Origin of the sequence: Micromonospora sp. NPDC049799 (genome assembly GCF_040656655.1) — a bacterium.
Classification (GTDB): domain Bacteria; phylum Actinomycetota; class Actinomycetes; order Mycobacteriales; family Micromonosporaceae; genus Micromonospora.
In genome coordinates this window covers 1-3,879 of record NZ_JBFAMU010000467.1, presented here as the reverse complement: position 1 = coordinate 3,879, position 3,879 = coordinate 1, and the positions used below count along the sequence as shown (strand labels likewise).

At 72.1% G+C, this 3,879-nt stretch carries 6 protein-coding genes; 5 read left to right on the top strand and 1 reads right to left on the bottom strand.

From position 1 onward, the window contains the following. The first annotated feature begins 126 nt into the window (after positions 1-126). From AB0I76_RS24585 to tatC, 3 genes are all read left to right on the top strand, one after another. Positions 127-375 carry a hypothetical protein gene (locus AB0I76_RS24585; protein WP_357039827.1) on the top strand — a complete coding sequence of 83 codons (249 nt, stop codon included), beginning with the start codon at positions 127-129 and terminating at the stop codon, positions 373-375. Positions 376-580: 205 nt separating this feature from the next. Beyond that, complete coding sequence (gene tatA, locus AB0I76_RS24580) at positions 581-883, top strand: Sec-independent protein translocase subunit TatA (protein WP_357039824.1); 303 nt, start codon at positions 581-583, stop codon at positions 881-883. A gap of 18 nt (positions 884-901) precedes the next feature. Next, complete coding sequence (gene tatC, locus AB0I76_RS24575) at positions 902-1,852, top strand: twin-arginine translocase subunit TatC (protein WP_357039821.1); 951 nt, start codon at positions 902-904, stop codon at positions 1,850-1,852. A gap of 153 nt (positions 1,853-2,005) precedes the next feature. On the opposite strand, the gene AB0I76_RS24570 is transcribed toward tatC, so the two are convergent. After that, positions 2,006-2,350, bottom strand: coding sequence for a helix-turn-helix domain-containing protein (locus tag AB0I76_RS24570; protein ID WP_357039818.1), 345 nt, complete (start codon positions 2,348-2,350; stop codon positions 2,006-2,008). A 125-nt stretch (positions 2,351-2,475) separates the two neighbouring features. Here AB0I76_RS24570 and AB0I76_RS24565 point away from each other — a divergent pair, with 125 nt between their 5' ends. Together AB0I76_RS24565 and AB0I76_RS24560 are read left to right on the top strand one after the other, a co-directional pair. Further along, positions 2,476-3,381 (top strand): NmrA family NAD(P)-binding protein, encoded by a 906-nt coding sequence (locus AB0I76_RS24565; protein ID WP_357039815.1) that lies wholly within the window; start codon positions 2,476-2,478, stop codon positions 3,379-3,381. Between the two features lie 257 nt (positions 3,382-3,638). Beyond that, positions 3,639-3,879: hypothetical protein (locus AB0I76_RS24560; RefSeq protein WP_357039812.1), on the top strand; the 241-nt coding region annotated here is incomplete at its 3' end.

Here is a 3,879-nt window from a genome sequence, read left to right as displayed (position 1 = left end):
GCGGCGGTCGGCCTGACGGTGCTCGCGTACGCGGCCGGGTCGGTGCTGCACGCGTCGGGCTTCCTCGCGGTCTACGTCGCCGGGGTGGTGCTGGGACGGCCGCGGGCACGCAGTAGGCTGGCTGCCGTGGTGACGTGGATCGTGGTGGCGCTGGTGCTGGTTCCGCTCGTCGTGTTCGGGCTTGCTGTCCGGCCGCTGCTGGCGCGGCTGCCCCGGTTGCGCCGGGCGGCCCTGTCGCTGGAGGGGCGCGCGGCCGAGGCGGAGACGCTCCGCGAGGCCGCCGAGAGCCTGCAGGAGCGTGCCGAGGCGCTGCAACGTCAGCTCGACACCGCCGGGCAGCGGGTGGCCCTGATCAAGGCGAAGCGCGGAGACTGATCGACCGGCGTCGCGACACTGCGCGCTGCGGCCCCGTTGCGCGCAGGAACGCGCCGGCCGGGCGGTTGACGGGACATCGCCGGTTGGTCAAGACTTCACCGGCCGGGATCAACCACCACCGCCCGGCGGGTGGCAACAACCCACGACGGACGTACGATGGGCTGCGGTACCACCCCTCATCGACACAGAGCGACTGGAGCTTCCCATGGGTGCCCTCAAGCCGTGGCACATCGCCGTACTCGTGGTCGTGCTGATCCTGCTCTTCGGCGCGAAGCGGCTCCCCGACGCGGCCCGTTCGCTGGGCCGCTCGCTGCGGATCATCAAGGCCGAGACGAAGAGCCTGCACGACGACGACCGGGACCTCGCCGAGAAGGCCGACGCGCAGTCCGGCTACCAGCCGCTGCCGCCGCACGCCGGTCAGCAGGCTCCGTACGGCCAGCAGGCGCCCTACCAGGCCCCGCCGCAGCAGCCGGTCGTCGACCCGGTGCAGCGCGTCCGCGACAACTGACCGAGAGGCCCGAGCATCGTGGCCTTCGCTCTGCGTAAGCGCGCTCCGAGCACCTTCGAACGGGCCGCCGACGGCTCGATGACCCTGATCGAGCACGTCCGGGAACTGCGCAACCGGCTGTTCAAGGCGTCGCTGGCGATCCTGATCGGCTTCGGCTTCGGCATCTGGCTCGCGTCTCCGGTGCTCGGCATCCTCAAGAAGCCGTACTGCGATCTGCCGCAGGCGCAGCTGTCCAACGGGGCGTGCAACTTCGTCCAGCTCGGCCCGGCCGACCTGTTCCTGCTCAACCTGAAGATCGGTCTGTGGGTCGGTCTGATCATCGCGGCGCCGGTCTGGCTCTACCAGCTCTGGGCGTTCATCGCGCCCGGCCTGCACCGGCACGAGCGGCGGTACGCGTACGTCTTCACCGGCCTGGCGGCGCCGCTGTTCGCCGCGGGTGCGGTGTTGGCGTACTTCGTGACCGCCAAGGGCCTGGAGTTCCTGCTGCAGGTCACCGACGCGAACATCAGCACGACGCTGGACATCACCCGTTACGTCTCGTTCGTCACGAACCTGATCCTGCTCTTCGGGGTGGCGTTCGAGTTCCCGCTGCTGGTGCTGATGCTCAACTTCGTCGGCATCGCCAGCGCGAAGCGGCTGCTGAGCTGGTGGCGGGTGGCGGTGTTCGTGTTCTTCGCGTTCGCGGCGGTGGTCACGCCCACGCCGGACCCGTTCGGCATGACGGCGCTGGCGATCTGCCTCTGCGCGCTCTACTTCGCCGCGGTCGGGGTCGCGTTCCTCAACGACCGCCGCAAGGGGCGCGGCAAGGAGATCTACGAGGGTGTCGCCGACGACGAGGTGTCGCCGCTGGAGTTCGACGCCCAGCCGGTCGAGGCCGGTGCGCGGGTCGACGCGACCGCACCGATCCCCGTGCCGGAGCCGGTCGCCGCGCCGGCCCCGATCGACCGCCGCTACGACGACATGACCTGACCTCGGCGCCATGGCACCACGGACGGCCGCCCCCGGGACCCGGGGGCGGCCGTCCGTCGTCCGACGGGCGGGGCGTTCTCACGTTGATCAAGGGTTTTGCGTCACAGCCGCGCCGGATCCTGACGCATATCCCTTGATCAACGGGTCGCGGGGCTAGACCGGCAGGTCCCGGTCGAGGAAGCGCTGACCCCAGCGGGTCATCTCGGCCACCACGGTCTCCAGGCTGCGACCCAGCGGAGTCAGGGTGTACTCGACGCGCGGCGGGACCTCGGCGTAGACGTGCCGGTGGACGAGCCCGTCGCGTTCCAGCTCGCGCAGCTGGAGGGTGAGCATCTGCTGGGTGACGCCCGGGATGGCGCGGCGCAGCTCGCCGAAGCGACGGGTGCCGTCCAGCAGGGTGTGCACGATCAGGGGCTTCCACTTGCCGCCGATGGCGTCGATGGTCGCGGTCACCGGGCAGGCGCTGCGGTCGTACGCGGGCGCTGGCGCGTCAACCACGCTGACCTCCAAAGGTATGAAAAACAGGACTACGCCGCACCATTATGCGTACTTGTCGAAACGGTTCCAAGAGCAGAGCGTGGTGGTGACCGCTTCACCTCTCCCGACGAAAGCGACACCCCGACATGTCTGAGCACCACGGCACCATCGAGAAGGTCCTCGTCTACGGCGCGACGGGGCAGCAGGCCCGCCCGGTGGCGGTACGGCTGCTGGAGGCCGGCTTCACCGTCCGGGTCGCGTCGCGGACCCCCGCGCGGGCGGCGGACCTGGCCGACCTGGGCGCCGAGGTCGTGGCCGCCGACTTCAGCGACCCGGCCAGCCTGCGCGCGGCCAGCGCGGGCATGGACGGGGTCTTCCTGCTGGTCCCGTTCTTCGACCCCCAGGCCCGCTACGGCCGTGAGGCCGTCGACGCCGCGCGCGACGCCGGTGTACGCCTCATCGTGTGGAACCCGACGGGGGCGATCCCGCCGGAGCGCACCGGCAACCCGGGGCTGGACGTCCGGCGGGACATCCACGAGCACCTGGAGGGCAGCGGCGTGCCGCACATCGTGGTGCAGCCGACCGCGTACATGGAGAACCTCCTCGGGCCCTGGACCGCCCCGGAGGTGGCGGCGGCGGACACCTTCGCCTACCCGACCCCGCTGGAGGTCGTCATGCAGTGGGTGAGCCACGACGACGTGGCGGCGTACGCCGTCGCGGCCTTCCGCCGTCCGGACCTCGCCGGCCGGGTCTTCGACGTCGGCGGGCCGGAGGCGCTCAACGGGGAGGAGGTCGCCGAGCGGTTCTCCGTCGCCCTGGGACGGCGGATCGCGTTCCGGCCGATGCCGCCGAAGGAGTTCGGCGCCCACTTCGAGGCCATCGGTGGTCCGGGCGCGGGCGACGACGTGACCGCCGCCTACGAGGCCGTCTACGAGAACCCGGCGATGCTGAGCGCCCGGGTCGACCTGGCGGCCACCCTGTCGGAACTGCCGATCACGCCGACGCCGCTGCGGGAGTGGGTGGGCCGCCACGCCGCCATGTTCACCCGCTGACCGGGCTGACGGTTCCGGCCGGTATCCCGGCGGCGGCCGGGCCGGTGGAGTGCCGCATAGCGTAGGGCGCGCCCGGCGTCAGCCCCCGCGTCGGCAATCCGTCAGGGGACGCCTCGGCGGTGCGTTCGGGTGATCGGGTCATTACGATGTGTCGACGATACGACGAGGGAGGTCGCTTCCCAGTGCGTCGTCCGACGTGCAGCCGTCCACCCGACGCCCCGGTCGAGGCAACCTCCGGGACGTGGCGAGGCATCGCCGTGGCCCGGTACGCCGTGCTGCTGGGAGCCGCCGTGGGGGCGGGCTTCCTGGCCGCGTCGCTCTCCGCCGGTCCGGTGGAGGCGGCGGACCGGGCCGGGGTGCCCCGCGCGCAATCGAGCGGCGTCGCGGACCCGCCCCGTCCACCGGCGCTCGCGTCGGCGCGTCCGACTCGGACCGGGGACGGGGCGGGCGGGCCCGACGCGCGGGCGTCCGTCATTCCCACCGGGAAACCGGCCGCGT